At 56.2% G+C, this 15,914-nt stretch carries 16 protein-coding genes; 5 read left to right on the top strand and 11 right to left on the bottom strand.

Features of this window, described 5'->3' with window-relative positions:
* Positions 1-169: 169 nt before the first annotated feature.
* Together purU and fdhA are read left to right on the top strand one after the other, a co-directional pair.
* Positions 170-1,027, top strand: a complete 858-nt coding sequence (gene purU, locus ACQR3R_RS30000; protein ID WP_123433034.1) for a formyltetrahydrofolate deformylase — start codon at positions 170-172, stop codon at positions 1,025-1,027.
* 348 nt (positions 1,028-1,375) lie between these two features.
* On the top strand, positions 1,376-2,575 hold the full coding sequence (gene fdhA, locus ACQR3R_RS29995) for a formaldehyde dehydrogenase, glutathione-independent (RefSeq protein WP_428278248.1): 1,200 nt from the start codon (positions 1,376-1,378) through the stop codon (positions 2,573-2,575).
* Between the two features lie 56 nt (positions 2,576-2,631).
* Here fdhA and ACQR3R_RS29990 read toward each other — a convergent pair whose 3' ends face one another.
* From ACQR3R_RS29990 to ACQR3R_RS29975, 4 genes are all read right to left on the bottom strand, one after another.
* Positions 2,632-3,615 carry an RHS repeat-associated core domain-containing protein gene (locus ACQR3R_RS29990; RefSeq protein WP_428278246.1) on the bottom strand — a complete coding sequence of 328 codons (984 nt, stop codon included), beginning with the start codon at positions 3,613-3,615 and terminating at the stop codon, positions 2,632-2,634.
* Between the two features lie 626 nt (positions 3,616-4,241).
* Positions 4,242-4,916 carry an anti-sigma factor domain-containing protein gene (locus tag ACQR3R_RS29985; RefSeq protein ID WP_428278244.1) on the bottom strand — a complete coding sequence of 225 codons (675 nt, stop codon included), beginning with the start codon at positions 4,914-4,916 and terminating at the stop codon, positions 4,242-4,244.
* A complete protein-coding gene (locus ACQR3R_RS29980; RefSeq protein WP_428278242.1) occupies positions 4,913-5,557 on the bottom strand; it encodes a sigma-70 family RNA polymerase sigma factor in 645 nt (214 codons plus the stop codon). Before ACQR3R_RS29980 ends, ACQR3R_RS29985 begins: the two co-directional genes overlap by 4 nt.
* Positions 5,558-5,613: 56 nt before the next feature.
* Entirely contained in the window at positions 5,614-6,207 is a 594-nt protein-coding gene (locus ACQR3R_RS29975) for a fasciclin domain-containing protein (RefSeq protein WP_428278240.1), read from the bottom strand.
* Positions 6,208-6,423: 216 nt separating this feature from the next.
* Between ACQR3R_RS29975 and ACQR3R_RS29970 the strand changes: the two genes are divergently transcribed.
* A complete protein-coding gene (locus tag ACQR3R_RS29970) occupies positions 6,424-6,975 on the top strand; it encodes a DUF2780 domain-containing protein (RefSeq protein ID WP_428278238.1) in 552 nt (183 codons plus the stop codon).
* A 1-nt stretch (position 6,976) separates the two neighbouring features.
* Here the strand turns inward: ACQR3R_RS29970 and ACQR3R_RS29965 are convergent, their stop codons facing one another.
* Complete coding sequence (locus ACQR3R_RS29965) at positions 6,977-7,864, bottom strand: 1-acylglycerol-3-phosphate O-acyltransferase, YihG family (RefSeq protein WP_428278236.1); 888 nt, start codon at positions 7,862-7,864, stop codon at positions 6,977-6,979.
* A 165-nt stretch (positions 7,865-8,029) separates the two neighbouring features.
* On the opposite strand from ACQR3R_RS29965, the gene ACQR3R_RS29960 reads away from it, so the two are divergent.
* The gene (locus tag ACQR3R_RS29960; protein ID WP_428278234.1) at positions 8,030-8,536 is read left to right on the top strand and encodes a retropepsin-like aspartic peptidase RloA2; all 507 of its coding nucleotides are present in this window, start codon (positions 8,030-8,032) and stop codon (positions 8,534-8,536) included.
* 133 nt (positions 8,537-8,669) lie between these two features.
* Here ACQR3R_RS29960 and ACQR3R_RS29955 read toward each other — a convergent pair whose 3' ends face one another.
* The 3 genes from ACQR3R_RS29955 to ACQR3R_RS29945 form a co-directional block, all read right to left on the bottom strand.
* Positions 8,670-9,518, bottom strand: a complete 849-nt coding sequence (locus ACQR3R_RS29955) for an RHS repeat-associated core domain-containing protein (RefSeq protein WP_428278232.1) — start codon at positions 9,516-9,518, stop codon at positions 8,670-8,672.
* 394 nt (positions 9,519-9,912) lie between these two features.
* Positions 9,913-10,788: an RHS repeat-associated core domain-containing protein gene (locus tag ACQR3R_RS29950; protein WP_428278230.1), complete on the bottom strand. Its 876-nt coding sequence runs from the start codon at positions 10,786-10,788 to the stop codon at positions 9,913-9,915.
* 92 nt (positions 10,789-10,880) lie between these two features.
* Entirely contained in the window at positions 10,881-11,510 is a 630-nt protein-coding gene (locus ACQR3R_RS29945; protein ID WP_428278228.1) for a glutathione S-transferase N-terminal domain-containing protein, read from the bottom strand.
* 39 nt (positions 11,511-11,549) lie between these two features.
* Here ACQR3R_RS29945 and ACQR3R_RS29940 point away from each other — a divergent pair, with 39 nt between their 5' ends.
* Positions 11,550-11,720, top strand: a complete 171-nt coding sequence (locus ACQR3R_RS29940; RefSeq protein WP_428278226.1) for a hypothetical protein — start codon at positions 11,550-11,552, stop codon at positions 11,718-11,720.
* 259 nt (positions 11,721-11,979) lie between these two features.
* Here ACQR3R_RS29940 and ACQR3R_RS29935 read toward each other — a convergent pair whose 3' ends face one another.
* The 3 genes from ACQR3R_RS29935 to ACQR3R_RS29925 form a co-directional block, all read right to left on the bottom strand.
* The gene (locus ACQR3R_RS29935) at positions 11,980-12,186 is read right to left on the bottom strand and encodes a hypothetical protein (RefSeq protein ID WP_428278224.1); all 207 of its coding nucleotides are present in this window, start codon (positions 12,184-12,186) and stop codon (positions 11,980-11,982) included.
* Positions 12,183-13,313 (bottom strand): PepSY domain-containing protein, encoded by a 1,131-nt coding sequence (locus ACQR3R_RS29930; RefSeq protein ID WP_428278222.1) that lies wholly within the window; start codon positions 13,311-13,313, stop codon positions 12,183-12,185. The genes ACQR3R_RS29935 and ACQR3R_RS29930 overlap by 4 nt, the downstream gene beginning before the upstream one ends.
* A 71-nt stretch (positions 13,314-13,384) precedes the next feature.
* The gene (locus ACQR3R_RS29925; protein WP_428278220.1) at positions 13,385-15,829 is read right to left on the bottom strand and encodes a TonB-dependent siderophore receptor; all 2,445 of its coding nucleotides are present in this window, start codon (positions 15,827-15,829) and stop codon (positions 13,385-13,387) included.
* Between the last annotated feature and the right edge of the window lie 85 nt (positions 15,830-15,914).

Below are 15,914 nucleotides of genomic sequence, written 5' to 3'. Positions count from 1 at the left end.
GCTTTTGTGGTGAGGGGATTTATCCCCGTTCGGCTGCGAAGCAGTCGTAAATCCAATCAATACGGTTTAACTGATGGACTTTGGGGCCGCTTCGCGGCCCAACGGGGATAAATCCCCTCGCCACAGGGGTCTCTGCGACCACCTAATTTGTAGCAGGAGTCACCGCACTATGAGCCGCGCCCCAGACACATGGATTCTGACCGCCGACTGCCCAAGCGTGCTCGGCACCGTGGACGCGGTAACCCGCTTTTTGTTCGAGCAGGGCTGCTACGTTACCGAGCATCACTCGTTTGATGACCGGCTCTCGGGGCGCTTCTTCATTCGGGTGGAATTTCGTCAGCCGGACGGTTTCGACGAGCAAGTCTTCCGGGCCGGTCTTGAAGAACGTGGCGCGCATTTCGGCATGGTCTTCGAACTGACCGCGCCGAACTACCGGCCTAAAGTGGTGATCATGGTGTCCAAGGCTGATCACTGCCTCAACGATTTGCTCTACCGCCAACGCATCGGCCAACTGTCGATGGACGTGGCTGCGGTGGTGTCCAACCACCCCGACCTCAAGCCGTTGGCCGACTGGCATCAGATTCCGTACTACCATTTCCCACTCGACCCCAACGACAAGCCGTCGCAGGAGCGCCAGGTGTGGCAGGTGATCGAAGAATCCGGCGCCGAACTGGTGATTCTTGCGCGGTACATGCAGGTTCTGTCGCCGGAGCTGTGCCGAAAACTCGATGGCAAGGCGATCAATATTCATCACTCCTTGCTGCCGGGTTTCAAGGGCGCCAAGCCGTATCACCAGGCCTACAACAAGGGCGTGAAACTGGTTGGCGCCACGGCGCATTACATCAACAACGATCTGGATGAAGGGCCGATCATCGCCCAAGGCGTCGAGGCTGTGGACCATAGTCATTACCCGGAAGACCTGATCGCCAAGGGGCGGGACATCGAAGGGCTGACGTTGGCGCGGGCGGTTGGGTATCACATTGAGCGACGGGTGTTTTTGAACGCCAATCGCACCGTCGTTCTTTAGATCGCTATCGCTGGCAGGCCAGCTCCCACAGGGTTTTGTGTCGGTTCACAAATCCTGTGAGAGCAGGCTAGCTCCCGCAGGGTTTTGTGTCGGTTCACAAATCCTGTACGAGCAGGCTAGCTCCCACCGGGTTTTGTGTCAGTTCACAAATCCTGTGAGAGCAGGCTAGGTCCCACAGGGTTTTGTGTCGGTTCACAAATCCTGTGCTCACCCGAATCACTGTGGGAGCTAGCCTGCTAGCGATGAGGCCATTACAAGCAACACATAAACAGCATCTGTACCCGAGCACTTAAACGCGCTGCCTGCCTGGGCGACGCGGTTCCATAAAAACAACAGCGAGGTGAAAGCATGTCTGGCAATCGTGGTGTGGTGTATCTCGGCAGTGGCAAGGTCGAAGTACAGAAAATCGACTATCCGAAAATGCAGGACCCGCGCGGCAGGAAGATTGAACACGCCGTCATCCTGCGTGTGGTCTCCACCAATATCTGTGGTTCCGATCAGCACATGGTGCGCGGCCGTACCACGGCTCAAACCGGCCTGGTGCTGGGCCATGAAATTACCGGCGAAGTGATCGAGAAGGGCCGCGACGTCGAAAATCTGCAAATTGGCGACCTGGTTTCCGTCCCGTTCAACGTGGCTTGCGGGCGCTGCCGTTCCTGCAAGGAAATGCACACCGGCGTCTGCCTGAGTGTTAACCCGGCACGACCTGGTGGCGCTTACGGTTACGTCGACATGGGCGACTGGACCGGTGGCCAAGCCGAATACGCCCTGGTGCCGTACGCCGATTTCAACTTGCTGAAACTGCCAGATCGCGACCGCGCCATGGAGAAAATCCGCGACCTGACTTGCCTCTCCGACATTCTGCCCACCGGTTACCACGGCGCAGTGACCGCTGGCGTGGGCCCGGGCAGCACGGTGTACATCGCCGGCGCCGGTCCGGTTGGCCTGGCGGCTGCCGCTTCCGCTCGCCTGTTGGGCGCGGCAGTGGTGATCATCGGCGACGTCAACACCGTTCGCCTGGCACACGCCAAGGCACAGGGTTTTGAAATTGCCGACTTGTCCCTCGACACCCCGCTGCACGAACAAATCGCTGCACTGCTGGGCGAGCCTGAAGTGGATTGCGCCGTTGACGCCGTCGGCTTCGAAGCGCGCGGCCACGGCCATGACGGCGTGAAACACGAAGCCCCGGCCACCGTGCTCAACTCACTGATGGGTGTGGTGCGTGTGGCGGGCAAAATCGGTATTCCCGGCCTGTACGTGACTGAAGACCCGGGCGCTGTGGATGCTGCCGCGAAAATGGGCAGCCTGAGCATTCGCTTCGGCCTCGGTTGGGCCAAATCCCACAGCTTCCACACCGGTCAAACCCCTGTGATGAAGTACAACCGCCAATTGATGCAGGCGATCATGTGGGACCGCATTCATATTGCTGACATTGTCGGGGTTGAGGTGATCAGCCTGGACGATGCGCCACGTGGTTATGGCGAGTTCGATGCGGGCGTGCCTAAGAAGTTTGTGATTGATCCGCATAAGTTGTTTAGTGCGGCGTAAGGAGTTGTAGATAAATGAAGAGGGCGGCTGGAGGTCGCCCTCTACTGTCTAGTGGTTCAGGTATTGTCTCTGATAAATTTTAGAATTTTTTCATGTTTTATTATGATGGTTCTTTCACCTTTGCGGCGCATTAGGTTTTTATTGAGTCTTTCAAAGTAATCAATGTTGTTGAGTTGCGTTTCCATTTTGTTTAGGTTGTTTTCGACTGCCAATTTCTCGAACTGCACTGCGAGCGCTTTTTTGCTGGCCTGGTAAAGTTTGTCATTCCTATAACTCGGGGGCAGAGTAAATCTTTCGTAAGGTGGGGGCTGGCGCTGGCCAGTGCCCGTTGATGTCGACGGTGTAATGGCATCAGAACCTGATGAGTTTTCGGGGCGTGATGGGTTCGCCCTTGGTTCTGCTTGTGGCGAAACTGGACGTGGGTCAGGCGTGGAAACAGGGGCGCTTCGATTTCTTCCCGGCGTCCTAAGTTGGAGAAAATTCATCAGCCCTTTGAACGGGTTTCCTATTGCATGCCCCGTAGGATCCACCCGGTTGACCGGATTCCCCAGGCAATATCCATAGGCATTCAACCCACCCTTCCCAAACGGACTCCAACTGTCCGGGCTGTTAAACCGCATCAACACCGGGTTAAACGCCCGATAACCATTTCCCAGTAAATAATGCCCAGTCACGGGGTCCGGCCGTTCACCGTTGAAACCGAGCAGGCTGAGCAAACCGTTCTCTGGTGGACGATGTCCGTAAGCCGTCAGGGCCAACGGATCCGTACCCGCCGGCGTCAATACGGTTAACACCGAACGCTGCTGATCCGTCGCCAGTAAACGCGTTGCCATCACGCCGTTTTGGTGCTGTTGTTGAGCCAGCAATTGATCGTCTTGTTGCATGATCGAGCATTGCTGTGCGCCCTGAATTTCAGTAGCCAGGCGATCTTTCAGATAGAAGCGCTGGGTTTCGCCTTGCTCAGACGGGTCGCCACCCGCCAACCGATCCAATGGGTCGTACTGATAACGGCAGAGGAATGTTTCGTCATTGGATTGCATTGAGTAGATTTCCTCAGCTCGTGGCATCACGTGACCCCATGAGACGGCGGTCTATATTTTCAGCATGGAGCGGCCCTAACACGCGAGCGTTAATTATTGGTTTAATCTGGAATGTTTGTCGGAATAACTCTCGTTGGTGTATCTGGATCTAACTGTTTCTCGTACTAGAGTTTGTTATCGGAAACGAACGCGGTAACGTCTTCGTCTCCATTACCACGTAGCAAGTTGACCTCTACGGGCTCTGCGAAATAAACGCCCCTAACCTTTTGTACGGCTTCTTTTTCTGATTCGGCTTCTATTGTTCCTCTGTGCTTTTTTCCCGGGTTTGTTTTGTAATAAACGTCATACGTATAAATGCTCATTCGAATAGGCTCCGGTATAGGAGTGCATGTCTCGTCGTGCATTTCCGATAGTGGGAGTAAACGTGAAATAAACCAACTGTCACAAATGACAGTTCTTTAGTTTTATTTGATATGAAGTGAACAGCTTTTATGAGTGTTAGCCGCAGTGCGTAAGCGACCTGTTCTGCAGTTCGAATGAAAAGCTCAAAGCGCCTGTTTTTCTGCACGCAAGGCGTTATCGTTTAGCACTTTTCCTGGCAATACACCGCCTACCATCTCAGCCTGTCACAACGCTGCCAGGGCACCTTGGTAGAGAACCGGCCCGGTCGGTTGACCCGTCGGTGAGCCGCCCTTCGGTTCAAGACTCACCGCCAGTGCAATCGGTTTGCCAATCAGCGCTTTCTGCGCGGTGCTCAGCTCGACTCGACCTTTGCCGTCTGCCGGGATCACCCCAAGGGAAATCGGCTTGCCATCCGCCGGAATCGCCCACAGTTCCAGGCTGCGCCCGGGCTCAACCGCTGCCAGCGTCAGGGGTTCTACTTTCAGGTAATCCTCATGCGCTTCAACTTTGAGCGCAGGTTGCGCATCGGCGGTTAGCAAGGTTGCGCTGTAACGGGCACTGTCACGGGTGTAGATCACGCCCAATGTGACGGCGATAACCAGTGAGCACACTGCGGCGGTGACACGTAGCCAGCTCCAGAGCGGACGCTTGACGGGCACATGCAGCTCTTGCGGGTCGATGCGTGCGGTGATGGCTTTCCACACCCGTTCCGGCACGGGTTGCTCCGGCAGGGCTTCGGTCAGGCTGACGAGGCTTTCTTGCCACTGGGCCAGTTCGAGGCGCAGGGCGGCGTCTTCCAGCAACAATTGTTCGAAGCGTCGGCGAGCAGCAGAGGGCATCAAGCCAATGGCGTAATCGGCGGCGAGGGCGCGGCGCAGGGTCGGGGTTTGATAGTTCATGATTCAAGGCACCTGCGCAGGCGCTCCATACCACGGCGAATCCAGGATTTGACCGAACCCAAAGGCGCGGCCAGGTGTTCGGCCAGTTCAGAGCACGACAGCCCCTGAAAGTAGGCGACGGTAATCGATTGGCGCTGCATGCCTTCCAGACTTTCCAGGCACTGATTCAAGGCCCGCGCTTCGCGAGCGCTGCTGAGTTGTTCGTGGGCGGAGGGACTTTCGTCAACCAGCGCTTGTTCTTCGAGTTCGGTCAGCGGCCGGTCACGGTGCTTGCGCAACTGGTCGATCGCTTGATTGCGGGTAATGTTGATCATCCAGGTCAGCGGTGCCGACAGGTGCGGTTCGTAGCGAGATGCGTTGTTCCAGATACGCACAAAACTTTCCTGCAGCACTTCTTCTGCCAAGTCCGCACGCCCCATGAAACGTAAGGCAACGCCTTGCAGACGCGGGCCGACACTGCGATAGAGCGTCTCGAATGCGCGGCGGTCACCCAGTGAACATTGGGCTAGAAGCTGCCTGAGTGAGTCGGTGTCGGCGATGGAAATAACGGTTCTCCGGACTATCGATGTGGCAATGATTGGCTGCGTGCGGTGCCGGTTGCAGGCAGAGGTTAGTTCACGGCGCGCAGTTGTTCCATTCACGAAGGGTCACCTCAGACAAAATCGCCGACCCCGATGCGCAGGGCCGGCGTAACCACTCAGCTTTTGGGCATCAGTACTTTGTCGATAACCTGAATCACGCCGTTGGACTGGTACACGTCGTAGGTGGTGATGTCGGCTACGCCACCTTTTTCATCCTTGATCACGATGTTGTGCGGGCCATTCATCATTACCCACAGTTTGCCGCCCGCGACGGTCGTGAGTTCAGCCTTGCCGCCACCGGCCTTGATCTTCGCGGCCAAGGCCATCATGTCGAGTTTCCCGGCGACCACGTGGTAAGTCAGGATCTTGGTCAGGGTCGCTTTGTTCTCGGGTTTTAGCAGCGTATCAACGGTGCCTGCAGGCAACGCGGCAAAGGCTGAGTTGACCGGAGCGAACACAGTGAACGGGCCTTTGCCTTTGAGGGTGTCGACTAAACCTGCGGCTTTAACGGCGGCAACCAGCGTGGTGTGGTCGGCGGAATTCACCGCGTTATCGATAATGTCCTTGCTCGGCATCATGCTCTGACCGCCCACCATAACGGTGTCGTGGCTCATGTCTGCCGCTTGCACAGTGTTCAGGGCAAATCCGCCAGCAAGGGCCAGGGTCAGCAGGCTGGCAATCAACGGCGTTTTGATCGTAGTGCGTTTCATGGTGATGATCCTTGTTGTGAATCGGCCAGGAGTGTCTGTCCGTGCTTGATATACGTGCACCCGACTAGACTGGATGCAGCGCAAAACTATTTTCTTTTGACGGGCACAGGTTCGCTCCCACTGAAGGGGCGGAACAATTCACGATGGTGTCAGTCGAAAAGACAGTTTTTTGCCGCCCATTGCCGGGCGGTGTTCACGTCACAAGAGGATGTCTGGATGAAGATTTCACGCGGTATTGCACTGGCTTCGCTGATGACCCTGGCAGCCAGCCCGGTCTTCGCCGGTTTCAGTCTGGACGATGTCACCAAAGCGGCTTCGAGCATGCAGGGCGGCAATGCGGCTACGTCTGCCGCCCCGTCGAAGGAGACCGCAGGCCTGCTCGGTGCACTGACCTCACAACTGAACGTCACCCCACAGCAAGCAGTCGGCGGCACCGGGGCGATGCTGGGGCTGGCAAAAAATCAGCTGAGTTCCACCGACTACTCGCAATTGGCCAAGGACGTCCCGGGATTGGACAAGCTCTCCGGTGGCGGTCAAATGGGTGCGTTGGCCGGGATGCTTGGTTCATCCGGTAAGTCGGCCGGCCTGGAAAACGCCTTGGGCAATGTGAAAAGCACCAGCGACCTGAACAGTGCGTTCGGCGCCTTGGGCATGGACAGCGGCATGGTCGGCCAGTTTGCCCCGGTGATTCTCAAGTACCTCGGTGATCAAGGCGTCGGCGGCTCGTTGCTGCAAAACCTTGGCGGCATTTGGGGTGCAGGCAGCTAAGTCACAGGCTTTCGGCGCGCAACGCGTCGATACGCCGATCCTTCTCGATCCAGAGCTGATTGACCCAGTTCTGGACCGTTTGACGAAACACCGGATCGTTTTCGTAATCGCCTTGCCACAGCGCGGGGTCGAGTTCGCGGGTTTTGATGTCGACGATGACCTTCGGCACATTGCCGCTGATCAAATCCCAGAACCCTGGAATCGCCTGCTGCGGATACACCACTGTCACATCGAGAATGGCGTCCAGCTGTTCGCCCATCGCCGCCAGGACAAACGCAACGCCACCCGCCTTGGGCTTGAGCAGATGCTTGAACGGCGACTGCTGTTGAGCGCTTTTTTGCGCGGTGAAGCGGGTGCCTTCCAGGTAATTGACCACCGTCACTGGCTGACGTTTGTACAACTCACACGCCGCTTTGGTGATTGCCAGGTCCTTGCCCGCCAACGCTGGGTGCTTCGCCAGAAAGGCTTTGGTGTAGCGCTTCATGAACGGGTAATCCAGCGCCCACCACGCCAGTCCCAGAAACGGCACCCAGATCAGTTCTTTCTTGAGGAAGAATTTGAAGAACGGTGTACGGCGGTTGAGCGTCTGGATCAGCGCCGGAATATCGACCCATGATTGATGGTTGCTGATCACCAGATATGACGTGTCGCGGCGCAAATCATCGCCGCCACGAATGTCCCAACGAGTCGGAATGCACAGGCCCAGAATCAGTTTGTCGACCTCGGCCCAGGTCTCGGCGATCCACATCACCGCCCATGAGGCATAGTCGCGAAATCGGCCGGGCAGGACCAGTTTGAGCAGGGCAAACACCATCAGCGGCCCGAACAGGACCAAGGTGTTGAGTAACAGCAGCAGGGTAACGAAACAGCCGGTGAGCAGGCGGCGCATAAGTAACTCTTGAAAGCGTTTGGGCGCGACATGATAAGCAGCTTCGGCCAGCAGGCCAAATCTGCACTGACGAATGTTTCACATTTGGACCGCTAACCTTGTGGGAACGATCAACTCGATAGCGGTCTAAAATCCCGCTGCCCACTCCTTATGGATGCCCATTACGTGAAATCGCTACTCGCTCTGCTTTCTCTCGTGGCCCTGCCGGTTTTGGCCGCTGAGCCGACCCTTTACGGACGTTATGAATACATCGCGCTGCCGGAAATCGGTGGCGAAGTGCTCAAGGCCAAAATGGACACCGGCGCACTGACGGCCTCGCTGTCAGCCAAGGACATCGAAACCTTCACCCGCGACGGTGATCAGTGGGTTCGGTTCCGTCTTGCCACCAAAGATGCAAGCGACAAGGTCTACGAGCACAAGGTGGCGCGGATCAGCAAGATCAAGACCCGTTCGGAAGAGGATGCGGATGATGAGGAATCGGCCGCGCCGACCAAGCGACCAGTAGTGGATCTGGAACTGTGCCTGGGTAACGTCAAGCGCACGGTCGAAGTCAACCTGACGGACCGCAGCAGTTTCAATTACCCGCTGTTGATTGGCGCCAAGGCGTTGCGTGAATTTGGCGCAGCGGTGAATCCGGCGCGACGCTTTACGGCGGATAAGCCGGATTGTTGACTCGGGCTGGAGGCCGCGTGGCTTCTTGCTTCAATCCCCATGGCAGTTGCCGAACGCAGGCTTCGCCAGCTGCTACGGATCGGGTATCGGCTTAACTATGGTTTGAGTTTGCCTGGCATCAATGTGGATACTTTTATCTTCTGCGTATTTCCGTGACTGCCGATGAGACGGTTGGAGAACGCTGGGCTGGCTCAAAAAAAGTTTTGAAGTGATCCAGTCGGTCATCTATTGCTGTTTGCGCGTGCTGGGTGAGTCGCTGCAGATTGGCTATTTCAGACTTGTTTAGATGCTTGAAGTATTCGCCTTGACGGTCAAGTACAGTACTGCTTATGTTTCTGGCCTCAATGAGTTGCGTAAGTTCCCCAGAGCGGTCGCTCATATAGTTGTAAAGGTTCTCTCCAGGTATATAGCCTCTCACAGATTTGATCGGTCCAAGTTCGGGTAGCGCCGAAACGGTAATTGCATAAGCGTGGCGGTTTGTTTCGATGGCGATTTTGTTAACGTTTTGCGTTCCTCCCAGCATTTCTATCGTGTTGTTTATGGCAGTGGTAGTTTGCACTTTGGCGAAAAATGGATCCTTTGCTTTGAGCAGGATGACATTGCCAAATAGAGTGTCCCACAAGTTTGCCGTCAGGTTAACCAGTGTATGCCCGTTCGGATCTACTCTATTCCTCGGATCCCCCCCGCAATACGCATATGCATTCAACCCACCCTCGCCAAACGGACTCCAACTGTCCGGGCTGTTAAACCGCATCAATACCGGGTTGAACTGCCGATACCCATTACCCAAATGATAATGCCCGGTCAGCGGGTCTGGCGGTTCGCCGTTAAACCCAAGCAGGCTCAACAAACCGCCGCCTGAAGAACGATGACCGTAGGGTGTGTAGGCAATAGGCTGATGCCGACTTTTGTCGAGAGCAATCAACACCGAGCGCTGTTGATCGGTCGCCAGCAGAATCGTGTTACTAGGTTGCGTGGGCATTGTCTGAGCTCCGTGCAAGGCTGGTAAAACCGAACCTTTAGCATCGGAGCTTTCACAGTGTTTGACTACTATCAGATCTGATAGTGCGAGGGTTAAACCTTGGGTAACGTTGCCACCATCGATGGACCCGGGTGTGTTTAGGGTGCTGACCCGCAAACTGGATTGGTATGGTGTTGGGCAGAAGGCAGAAGAGCCATTGGAGTTTGATAATGGAGCGGTGAAATGAGCCGGTCTTTGGGGTTGAGGGAAGATCAGCGGGAGGCGAGATTGTTGGCTATGCGAATTGCGAAGTTGTTTTCCGAGTGGCAGTTAATCAAAAGGGGGTAGGGCGTAGCGCGAGGAATAGGGGCGGATTGATTTCGATAAATCCGTCCCTATCGTTGCGTTTACATTACTATTTGGATGACCAATATTCTTTACGTTCTTGTTTGTACTTCTCGCTATTAAGACGACGCTGTTCAGCAGTGTTCCTTACATTCCTCGCTTCAATTTGGGCATGAAATGCTTCATTGCGTTCTCTGCTGGCTTGTGGGTTTTGCCGAAAAGCATCATAGCTTGTATCCATATAGCCTCCATCCGCTATGGATGATTGAAGATTTTTAACAAATTCTCTATTGTTTCGTGAAATATTATTTAGAGGCTCTATGAATACAAGGCGGCCATGTCTTCGACTGCTATTGTGCACGGCGGAGACTGTGTACTCTGCGATTTCATTTCTATATGTAACATCTATGAGTTTGTTTTTCGTATGGAGATTGGCGGCTATGATTTCGCCTCGCGTGATGTGGGAGGATTTCATGTCTACAGCCGAAAATAAGTTAGTAATGGAGCTGGCTGAGGCGGGGATTGAGTTGGCTAACTTCTCCGCTCTGTAAGCGCTGGATTTTTTATATATTCCAACCCCTCTCAGGATGTTTTTAAGAAAAATGGGCGTATGTCCTGATCGATCACTCCCCGTTATTGGGTTCCCTAGGCAATACCCATAACAATTCAACCCACCCTTCCCAAACGGACTCCAACTGTCCGGGCTATTAAACCGCATCAATACCGGGTTGAACTGCCGATACCCATTACCCAAATGATAATGCCCGGTCAGCGGGTCTGGCGGTTCGCCGTTAAACCCAAGCAGGCTCAACAAACCGCCGCCTGAAGAACGATGACCGTAGGGTGTGTAGGCAATAGGCTGATGCCGACTTTTGTCGAGGGCGATCAACACCGAGCGCTGTTGATCGGTAGCCAGCAGAATCGTGTTACTAGGTTGCGTGGGCATTGTCTGAGCTCCGTGCAAGGCTGGTAAAACCGAACCTTTAGCATCGGAGCTTTCACAGTGTTTGACTACTATCAGATCTGATAGTGCGAGGGTTAAACCTTGGGTAACGTTGCCACCATTGATGGACGCTGGCTGACTTCGGCATACCACGCTGCCAGCTGTGGATTTGCGTCGCGCCATGCGAGGTCCGGATGGCGCAAGTCCACGTAACCCAGTGCACAGGCGACACTGATCGAGGCCACGTCGAAGTGGCAGGTCAGCTCGGCAATCGCCTCTTTTTCGAGCAAGGCCAAGGCGCGACGGATTTTGTCGCGCTGGCCGTCTAGCCATTCGTCCCAGTGTTTTTCCGGGGCACGCAGGGCAAGTTCGTAACGGGTGAGAACGGCGGCGTCCATGATGCCATCGGCCATGGACGCCAGGGTCAGGCGACGCCAGCGGGCCGATCCGTCGCGGGGGATCAGTGGATTACCGACATGCTGGTGGTCGAGATAATCGAGGATCACCCGACTGTCATGGATGACGTTGCCATCGGCCAGGCGCAGGGCTGGAATTTTGCCTAAAGGATTGTCCTGATTCAGTGCCAGGTCGGGACTGACCGGCGACAAAACACAGGTTTGCAGTGCCACGCGGTCTTGTTGACCGGTTTCGTGCAGCAGCACCATGACTTTGCGTACGAAAGGCGATAGCGGGTTGTGGTAGAGGGTCATGCTGGGTATGGACATGGCGGCGTCTCGCTCGTGGGCAGTTGTCGGCAGCATAGCGTGCTGATCACACCACGTGTGAGCGTCTGGCTTGCCAGCGATGGGGTCCTTGAAATTGCCATCACCGGCAAGCCGGTTTCCTACGGGATTTGTGTTGATGACATCGATCTCGGTGGCACCACCGATCTGTGTGTTGATGACATCGATCTCGGTGGCACCACCGATCTGTAGGAGTCTGGCTTGCCAGCGATGGCGTCCTTGAAATTGCCATCACCGGCAAGCCGGTTTCCTACGGGATTTGTGTTGATGACATCGATCTCGGTGGTACCACCGATCTGTAGGAGTCTGGCTTGCCAGCGATGGGGTCCTTGAAATTGCCATCACCGGCAAGCCGGTTTCCTACGGGATATGTGTTGATGACATCGATCTCGGTGGCACCACCGATCTGTAGGAGTCTGGCTTGCCAGCGATGGCGTCCTTGAAATTGCCATCACCGGCAGGCCGGTTTCCTACAGGTTTTGCGGGGCCGCAGCAGGCCGCGCAGGCCCAGCGTTGCCGGGATTCCCAGGCCGAGCCAGCTTAGGGCGTCCCATGCGCCATCGCCCAGTAACGCGGCAAACAATCCCGCTGCGCTCAGTACACCAATGGCGGTGGGAATGGCGAACACTTTCCAGAAGCTTGATGGGCGCGGCGTCATGCGTGGGCCTGCGCTTTTTCGAGTACCGGTTGCGCGGCTTTGCGCCGTACAAACCACAGATAAACCCCGCTGCCGAGCACGATGATGGTCAACACATCCAGAACGGCCCAAAGGATTTTCATCGGCATGCCGCCGTAATCGCCGAAGTGCAGTGGCTGAGACATGCCCATCGCGTCCATGTACCACGGTCGCTCGGCCACGGCGGTCACTTGCAGGGTGCTCGCGTCGATCAATACCGGCGTCAACAAATGCGAGGTCAAGTGCGTGCTGCCTTTCATGAACACTGCGTAATGGTGTTCGCTGGAAAACCGCGTACCGGGGAACGCTATAAAGTCCGGCTGCATACCCGGCGCGACTTCCTTGGCGATGTCGAGCAAGCGACTGGCAGGGGCCAGGTGTGTCAGCGGCGGAGCGTCACGGTAGGGTGCGACCATCGCGCTCAGGCTGTCGTTGCGCCAAGCGGCAATCAGCAAATCTGCGCTGGCACTGATGACGCCGGTCACCCCGACCACCAGCGCCCAGGTCAGCGTAACCACGCCGAGCAGGTTATGCAGGTCTAGCCAGCGCAGCCGAGTGGATTTGTCACGCCGCACGGTGGCAAATTTCAAGCGACGCATGAACGGCAGGTACAGCACCGTCCCGGAGACAATCGCCGCTACAAAAAGAAGGCCCATGAACGCCAGCAGCAGCTTGCCCGGCAACCCGGCAAACATGTCCACGTGCAGGCGCAGCATGACCATCATCAGTCCGCCATTGGCTGATGGCATTTGCAGTGCTTCGCCGGTGCGGGCATCGAGCATGAAGGTGTGGGACGAGTTCGGTTCGGTGCCCGCAGTGGCCGCCATGATGGCGATGACGCCGTTGGGTTCATCGTCTTCCCAACCAAAATATTGCATGACCTCGCCCGGCCGATGTTTTTCTGCGGCCAGTACCAATTGCTGCAAGTCGAGTGGCGGCGTATCGGCCGGCATTTGCTTGAGTTCAGCGGCATCGCCCAGCAGGTGGTCGATCTCGTGATGAAAGATCAACGGCAGTCCCGTCAGTGCCAGCAGCAGCAAAAAAACAGTGCAGATCAGGCTGGTCCAGGTGTGAACGAAGGACCAGCGGCGAATTGTTTTACTTTTCATTTCATGGCCTTCAGAAATACCAAAGCCGTCCTCGAGGACGGCCTGGGTATTGGGCGTGTCAGGTCAGTTGACTACCACTTGTAAGTGGCACTGGCGACGACGCTGCGTTGGTCGCCGTAGTAGCAGTAGAAGCCGTCACAGGTGGAAATGTAATCCTTGTCGAACAGGTTGGTTGCGTTCAGCGCCAGCGAGGCGCCTTTGAGACTGTTGTCCAGGCGGCCGAGGTCGTAATGCACCGAGGCATCAAACACTGTGTAAGCATCGGCCTTGCCCAGCCAGGTGTTGCCTTGGTCGCCGTAAGTGTTGCCGGTGTAACGTACGCCAGCACCGACTCCGAAGCCGTCCAGCACGCCGTTGCGCCAGGTGTAATCGGTCCACAACGACGCTTGTTGGTTGGGCATCAATTGCAGGCGATTACCTTTGTAGTCGCCTTTTTGGACTTCGGACTTGGCCAAGGTGTAGGCAGCAGTGACCTTGAGGTTTTCGGTCACGTCGGAAACAGCTCCCAGCTCCAGGCCTTTGACTTTCACTTCACCGGTTTGGCTAGTGATCGGTATGTTGCCGACGGTGGTGGTGACGGAAACGTTTTTCTGCGTCAGGTCGTAAATAGCGGCTGTCAGCAAGGTGTTGCTGCCCGGCGGCTGATACTTGACGCCCAACTCCCATTGCTTGCCTTCAGTCGGTTTGAACGAATCGGTCGGTGAAGCCGTGGCGTTGCTGGTGGGCTGGAACGACTCGGCGTAAGACAGGTAAGGCACGAACCCCGAGTCGAACACGTAGCTGATCGCCGCGTTACCGCTGAAGTTCTTGTTGCGCTCGGTATTGGTGGCGTCTGCTTTGTTGATGAACCTGGTGCCGGTGTGAACCCAATCCTCACGTCCGCCCAAGGTCAGGCGCCATTGGTCGAGCGCCATCTGGTCCTGAACGTAAAGACCGGTTTGGTTGGTCTTCTGGTCGTAATCGTAAAATGCACTCGAGCGCGGTGGACGAGTGATCGGCAAGCCGTACACCGGGTGGTTAACGTTGATGTTCGGTGCCGTACCAAAGATCGAGGTGTAGTTAGTGTTATTGCGCTGATGGTCCAATCCGATCAACAGGGTATGGCGAATATCACCTGTGGCGAAGTCGGCCTGGAAATTGTTATCCACCGCGAACTGGCTGATGTCTTCATCAACGTTGGTCGTGCCTCGGCCGGTATTACCTTGGTCATCCACGGCATAACCGATGTTGGCAAGCGAGGGGATGTAGCTGTTGACGGTTACAGCCTGAAACGATAAGTCTGACTTGGTGTAGCGCAGGTTTTGTTTGAACTGCCAGACATCGTTCAAGCGATGTTCAAAGGCATAACCGAGTGCGTAGTTGGTGCGGTCGTAATAATCGTAGTTCGGATCACCCAGGTTCTTGTGATGGGAGATGTCGCCGAACGGCATTTTGATCTTGGTGCCCTGAATCGGATAGAACTGGCTGGTGATGCCGGTATCGTCACGGGTGAACTGTGTGAGCAGGGTCAGCTTGGTGTCTTCGTCGATGTTCCAGGTCAGGCTCGGCGCAATGTTGTAGCGCTTGTCATCGATGTGGTCGATCTGGGTGCCGCCGTCACGCAATACGCCGCTGAGGCTGTACAGAAACTGACCGTCATCGTCGATCTTGCCGGTGCTGGCAAAGTTGATCTGGCGACGGTTGTCGCTACCGTATTGCAGCTGGATCTCATGACTGGATTCGGCGCTGGGACGACGGCTGACCATGTCCAGCAAGCCGCCCGGCGGAGTTTGGCCATAAACCGAGGAGGCCGGGCCGCGCAGTAGCGCCAGGCGATCGAGGTTCCAGGTTTCCTGTTTCGGGTTGGCATACACGCCTTTTGCCAGCGGCAGGCCATCAAGGAATTGAGTCGGTTCGAATCCGCGTACACGCAACCAGTCGGCACGGGTGTCGCTGCCGTAACTGCTGGCGGTGATGCCCGGCAAGTAGCGCACCGCATCATCGAGGGTGTGCACATTGCGATCATCCATTTGCGCGCGGGTCACGACCGAGATCGAACGGGGTGCTTCAACCAGTGCGGTGTCGGTTTTAGTCCCGGCGGCGGTGCGAGTCGCCAGATAGCCTTGCGCCGGGCCCCAGGCACTTTCCGTGTTTTCAACGCCAATAACACTGGTCGCCGGCAGGGCCAGCGTACCTTCAGGCACCGCAACCAGGCTGAAGGTGCCCGCACTGCTTTGCTCCAGTTGCAGTCCCGTGCCGCGCAGTGCTTCACGCAGGGCGCCGGCAGCGTCGAACTGGCCTTTGACCGGTGACGAGGTTTTACCCGCCGCCAGCGATGGGTTCAGCGACAACGCCAGACCGGCCTGGCTGGCAATCTGATTGAGCGTGCTGGCCAAGGGCGCGGCCGGCAAGTTGTAGACACGGACGCTGGATGCCTGTTCTGCAGCCATCAGTTGGCCGCTGACCAACGGGGTGCAGAAGGCTATGGCGACTGCCAGTAAACTGGGGCGCAACAAGGTGTCTAGCGAACGGGACATACGGCGACTCCTGAAAGATAATACTTCTCAATTGCCTAGGTGCCGTACGAGAATCCAAAAGTGATAGGGCCAATTGAAAATAATC

This window comes from Gordonia sp. IEGM753, from assembly GCF_050321825.1.
Classification (GTDB): domain Bacteria; phylum Pseudomonadota; class Gammaproteobacteria; order Pseudomonadales; family Pseudomonadaceae; genus Aquipseudomonas.
The sequence above is the reverse complement of the archived record's forward strand: the minus strand, read 5'-3'. Positions and strand labels throughout refer to the sequence as shown.

What these genes read in the sequence shown, in the direction of transcription:
- purU (WP_123433034.1), top strand. Translation starts at nt 170, where the DNA reads ATGAGCCGCGCCCCAGACACATGGATTCTGACCGCCGACTGCCCAAGC.
- fdhA (WP_428278248.1), top strand. Translation starts at nt 1,376, where the DNA reads ATGTCTGGCAATCGTGGTGTGGTGTATCTCGGCAGTGGCAAGGTCGAA.
- ACQR3R_RS29990 (WP_428278246.1), bottom strand. Translation starts at nt 3,615, where the DNA reads ATGCAATCCAATGACGAAACATTCCTCTGCCGTTATCAGTACGACCCA.
- ACQR3R_RS29985 (WP_428278244.1), bottom strand. Translation starts at nt 4,916, where the DNA reads ATGAACTATCAAACCCCGACCCTGCGCCGCGCCCTCGCCGCCGATTAC.
- ACQR3R_RS29975 (WP_428278240.1), bottom strand. Translation starts at nt 6,207, where the DNA reads ATGAAACGCACTACGATCAAAACGCCGTTGATTGCCAGCCTGCTGACC.
- ACQR3R_RS29970 (WP_428278238.1), top strand. Translation starts at nt 6,424, where the DNA reads ATGAAGATTTCACGCGGTATTGCACTGGCTTCGCTGATGACCCTGGCA.
- ACQR3R_RS29965 (WP_428278236.1), bottom strand. Translation starts at nt 7,864, where the DNA reads ATGCGCCGCCTGCTCACCGGCTGTTTCGTTACCCTGCTGCTGTTACTC.
- ACQR3R_RS29955 (WP_428278232.1), bottom strand. Translation starts at nt 9,518, where the DNA reads ATGCCCACGCAACCTAGTAACACGATTCTGCTGGCGACCGATCAACAG.
- ACQR3R_RS29950 (WP_428278230.1), bottom strand. Translation starts at nt 10,788, where the DNA reads ATGCCCACGCAACCTAGTAACACGATTCTGCTGGCTACCGATCAACAG.
- ACQR3R_RS29945 (WP_428278228.1), bottom strand. Translation starts at nt 11,510, where the DNA reads ATGTCCATACCCAGCATGACCCTCTACCACAACCCGCTATCGCCTTTC.
- ACQR3R_RS29935 (WP_428278224.1), bottom strand. Translation starts at nt 12,186, where the DNA reads ATGACGCCGCGCCCATCAAGCTTCTGGAAAGTGTTCGCCATTCCCACC.
- ACQR3R_RS29930 (WP_428278222.1), bottom strand. Translation starts at nt 13,313, where the DNA reads ATGAAAAGTAAAACAATTCGCCGCTGGTCCTTCGTTCACACCTGGACC.
- ACQR3R_RS29925 (WP_428278220.1), bottom strand. Translation starts at nt 15,829, where the DNA reads ATGTCCCGTTCGCTAGACACCTTGTTGCGCCCCAGTTTACTGGCAGTC.